Below are 4,462 nucleotides of genomic sequence, written 5' to 3' on the forward strand. Positions count from 1 at the left end.
GCGGGGACGGGTGGTGGCGCGGCGGGAGTTGAAGCACCGGGGCACCGAGCCGGCCGGGGTGCTGGCGCGGGCCGCCGAGGGGCTGGCCGGGCTGTGCGCGAAGGCGTCGGGCCGCCGTCCGCTGGGGGTGGGGGTGGCCGTGGGCGGCTGGGTGGACCGGGATTCGGGGACCGTCGTCGAGCATCCGCTGCTGGGGTGGCGGGACGTGCCGGTGCGGGAGCTGGTCGGCGCCCGAACGGGCCTGCCGGTCCATGTGGACGGGCACGCGCGGGCGTTGGTCGACGCGGAGCGGTTGTTCGGGCGGGCGCGCGGCAGCCGCAGTCTGCTGCATCTGTTCGTCGGGAACGTGGTCGACGCGGCGTTCGCCACTCACGATCAGGTGCATCACGGGCCGCGTTCGCAGGCGGGCGCCATCGCCCATCTGCCGTTGGCCGGCGGCACCGAGCCGTGCGACTGCGGGCGCACCGGCTGCCTCCAGGCGGAGCTGAGCGAGCGGACGTTGTGCCGGCGGGCCCGCGCCGCCGGGCTGACCGACGGGACGAATCCGATGCACGTGGTCGCCGCCGCCGCCGAGGGTGACGCGGTGGCCGTACGGCTGCTGCTGGAGCGGGCGCGGATGACGGGGCGGGCGGCCGGGCTGCTGCTGGACGTGCTCAACCCGGAGAGCGTGGTCGTCACCGAGATGGGGGCCATGTTCCGGGCGGACTGTCTGGCCGCGCTGCGGGCGGAGGTGGGGGCGGAGCGGGCGGCGGCGGTGTCGCCGACCAGTTTCCCGGACGCGGTGCTCGCGGTGGCGGGCGGAGCGGTGGCCCTGGACGTGCTGTACCGGGACCCGCTGAGCCTGCTGCGGGCGGATTCCCCGGACGCCTCACCTCTGCGTAATTAATTCAGAAACTCCGGATGTTGACAGGAACGGTCCGGGAACAGGAGCATCTTCCTCATGAGCTGTCGCACCCTTTGTTGCTGACGCGTTGAAGCGCCCCGAGCGCTCCCCCTCTCCTGCGTGAATTCCCTTCGCGGGCCGTTTCCGGCCCGGAATCACGCACGCTTTCCCGCCTTCGTACGGCGCTTTGTCCTGCCTTTCCCTCAGGGAGTTCCGTCATGCCCGTTTCCCGTGCGTCCGGTGTCGACCGGCGCCTCTTCCTCACCTCGCTGCTCGGGGTAACCGCCGCTGCCGCCGGGCTGAGCGGCTGCGCCGAGAGCAGTGCCGCCGCCGGGTCCGAGGGGGCCTCCACGGCCCCGCTCGCCGACAAGGTGCCGGCCGGCACCAGCCTGAAGATCGCCTCCTACCAGAACGTCCAGCAGCTCCAGTTCAAGCTGGCGAAACTCCCCGATCCGCCGTTCAAGGTGTCGAGCTGGCTGAACATCGGGGCCGGTCCCGATGTCATCAACGCGTTCCGCGCCAAGTCCCTCGACGTCGCCAACAACGCGGGTATTCCGCCGATCCAGGCGCATTACCAGGGATTCGACGCGAAGATCGTCGCGATCAACCTCACGCGCAAGCCGAACTATCTCTTCGCCACCAAGCCAGGCAGCGACATCCGTTCCATCGCGGATTTCAAGGGCCGCAAACTCGCCTTCTCGCAGGGGCAGGCACAGGGTGTCGTCCTGCTGCGGGCGCTGAAGAAGGCGGGCCTGGCCTACGACGACGTCGACCTCGTCCCGCTGACCAGCAACCAGTTCCTGACCGCCCTCCAGTCGGGCCAGGTCGACATCGCCCCGCTGGGCAACACGCAGGCGCCGGCGTATCTGGCGCAGTACGAGTCCAAGGGTGCCCGCACGATCACCACCGACGTCGTCGACCTGCTCAACCTGCTGTGGGCGCCGGTCTCCGTGCTGAACGACCGGGCCAAGGCGGCAGCGGTCGCCGCGTACATCCCGCGGTGGGCGCAGGGCCAGGTCTGGCAGTACGAGCACCCGGACGTGTGGAACGAGGAGTTCTACGTCAAGACGCAGAACCTGACCCTTCCCCAGGCCCGCGCCGTCACCGCCCTCGCCAACAAGCCGTTGTTCCCGCCGAGCTGGACGGAGGCCATCTCCTGGGAGCAGGAGACCGCCGATCTGCTCGCCGAGGGCGGCTTCGTGAAGAAGTTCGACGTCGTCACGCTCTTCGACCACCGCTTCGAGGGCATCGCCGCCGCGTCCGTACCGGCCGAGTACCGGAAGTGACCGCCATGACCACGACGACCGTGACCACCGCTCCTCCGGAGAAGCACGCCCCCGCCGCCGTCGCCGACGAGCGGCCCCGCACCCGCCGCCGCGGGCTCGCCCCCGGAAAGCGGCTGCCCGCCGCGCGGCTCACCGGGCCGCTGCTGCTGCTCGCCCTGTGGGCCGCCGCCTCGGCCGCCGGGCGGCTCGACCCCGGTGCCGTGCCCGCGCCCTGGACGGTGCTGGAGACCGGGGCCCGGCTGTGGACCGACGGCACGCTGACCGACGACATCCTCACCTCGCTGCAACGGGCCGGGTCCGGTTTCGCGATCGGGCTGACCGCCGGGGTGCTGCTGGCGCTGGCGTCCGGGCTGACCCGGACCGGGGAGGCGCTGATCGACGGGACGGTCAACCTCAACCGGGCGATCCCGACGCTCGGCCTGATCCCGCTGTTCATCCTCTGGCTGGGCATCGGCGAGACCTTCAAGATCGCGATCATCGCCATCGTCGTCTACATCCCGATCTACCTGAACACGCATGCCGCGCTGTCCGGGATCGATCACCGCTTCGTCGAACTCGCCGAGGTGCAGGGGCTGTCGAAGCTCGCCTTCATCCGCGAGATCGTCGTCCCCGGCGCGCTGCCCGGCTTCTTCGTCGGGCTGCGGCTCGGGGTGACCGGGTCGTGGCTGGGGCTGGTGGTCCTGGAGCAGATCAACGCCACCAGCGGCCTCGGCTACCTGATGTTCCAGGCCCAGAACTACGGACAGTCGGACGTCATCCTCGTCGGCCTCGTCGTCTACGGCGTCTTCGGCCTGATCTCCGACAGCGTGGTCCGTCTCATCGAACGGAGGGTGCTGTCATGGCGCCGCACACTGAGCAACTGACCAGTCCGGCACCGACCCGTCCCGCCGTACGGCTGGAGGGCCTCACCCGGTCCTTCGAGGGGCGTACCGTCCTCGACGGCGTCGACCTGGACATCCCCGCGGGGCAGTTCGTGGCCCTGCTCGGGCACAGCGGGTCCGGCAAGAGCACCCTGCTGCGGGCGGTCGCCGGACTCGACCACGAGGTGACGGGCAGCGGGCGGCTGACGGCCCCGGAGCGGGTGTCCGTCGTCTTCCAGGACTCCCGGCTGCTGCCCTGGCGGCGGGTGCTGGCCAACGTCCTGCTCGGGCTCGACGGCAAGGCCGCCGAGGAGCGGGGCCGGGAGGCGCTCGCCGAGGTGGGTCTCGCGGGCCGTGAGCGGGCCTGGCCCAACGAGTTGTCCGGCGGCGAGGCGCAGCGGGCGGCGCTGGCCCGCTCGCTGGTGCGCGAGCCCGAACTGCTGCTGGCCGACGAGCCGTTCGGCGCGCTGGACGCCCTCACCCGTATCCGGATGCACGTCCTGCTGCGGGAGCTGTGGGAGCGGCACCGGCCGTCCGTGCTGCTCGTCACCCACGACGTGGACGAGGCGATCGTGCTCGCCGACCGGGTCCTCGTCCTGGACCGGGGCCGTATCGGCCTCGACCTGACCATCGACCGACCGCACCCACGCTCGTACCGGGACCCGCTGCTCGGCGAGTACCGCGAACGGCTGCTCGCCGCCCTGGGCGTCACGGAGGACCACCAGTGACCACGAGAACACTCCACCTCAACGCGTTCCTGATGAACACCGGCCACCACGAGGCGTCCTGGCGGTTCCCGGAGAGCGATCCGTACGCCCACGTCGACCTCGCGCACTACGTCCACCTGGCGCGGATCGCCGAACGCGGCACCTTCGACTCGCTGTTCCTCGCCGACGGGCCGCAGTTGTGGGGGACGGTCGCGCAGCGGCCCGCCGGGGCACTGGAGCCGCTCACGCTGCTGACCGCGCTGGCCACGGCGACCGAGCACATCGGCCTGATCGCCACCGCGTCCACGTCCTACAACTCGCCCTACAACCTGGCCCGCAGGTTCGCCTCGCTGGACATCGTCAGCGGCGGCCGGGCCGGCTGGAACATCGTCACCACCGCCGGCGCCGAGGCCGCCCGCAACTTCGGGCTCGACGCCGAGCCCGCGCACGCCGAACGGTACGCGCGGGCCGCCGAGTTCCTCGACGTGGCGCTGAAACTGTGGGACAGCTGGGAGGACGACGCGATCGTCGCCGACAAGGCGGCCGGCGTCTGGGGCGACGACGCGAAGATCCACCCGCCCCGGCACCGGGGGACGTACTTCAGTGTCGAGGGCGCCCTCAACGTGCCCCGCTCACCGCAGGGTTATCCGCTGCTGGTGCAGGCGGGCTCCTCCGCGTACCGGGCGGCGAACGCCTTGCCGTCCTCGGAGGACCCCCCCTGCACCA

5 protein-coding genes are annotated in these 4,462 nt (G+C 71.5%); all 5 read left to right on the plus strand.

The annotated features are described in order from the left end of the window. A partial coding sequence (locus tag BZL64_RS14665) for an ROK family protein (RefSeq protein ID WP_086769631.1) occupies positions 1-886 on the plus strand: 886 nt, incomplete at its 5' end. Between the two features lie 215 nt (positions 887-1,101). Continuing rightward, positions 1,102-2,169 carry an ABC transporter substrate-binding protein gene (locus BZL64_RS14670; protein WP_086769628.1) on the plus strand — a complete coding sequence of 356 codons (1,068 nt, stop codon included), beginning with the start codon at positions 1,102-1,104 and terminating at the stop codon, positions 2,167-2,169. Positions 2,170-2,174: 5 nt separating this feature from the next. Beyond that, positions 2,175-3,032 carry an ABC transporter permease gene (locus BZL64_RS14675; protein ID WP_086769629.1) on the plus strand — a complete coding sequence of 286 codons (858 nt, stop codon included), beginning with the start codon at positions 2,175-2,177 and terminating at the stop codon, positions 3,030-3,032. Continuing rightward, positions 3,008-3,757: an ABC transporter ATP-binding protein gene (locus BZL64_RS14680; protein ID WP_086769630.1), complete on the plus strand. Its 750-nt coding sequence runs from the start codon at positions 3,008-3,010 to the stop codon at positions 3,755-3,757. The genes BZL64_RS14675 and BZL64_RS14680 overlap by 25 nt, the downstream gene beginning before the upstream one ends. 32 nt (positions 3,758-3,789) lie before the next feature. Then, on the plus strand, positions 3,790-4,462 hold a 673-nt coding region (locus BZL64_RS14685; RefSeq protein ID WP_425276045.1), incomplete at its 3' end, for an NtaA/DmoA family FMN-dependent monooxygenase.

It is taken from the genome of Streptomyces bobili, assembly GCF_002154575.1.
In the GTDB taxonomy this organism is placed as follows: Bacteria; Actinomycetota; Actinomycetes; order Streptomycetales; family Streptomycetaceae; genus Streptomyces; species Streptomyces bobili.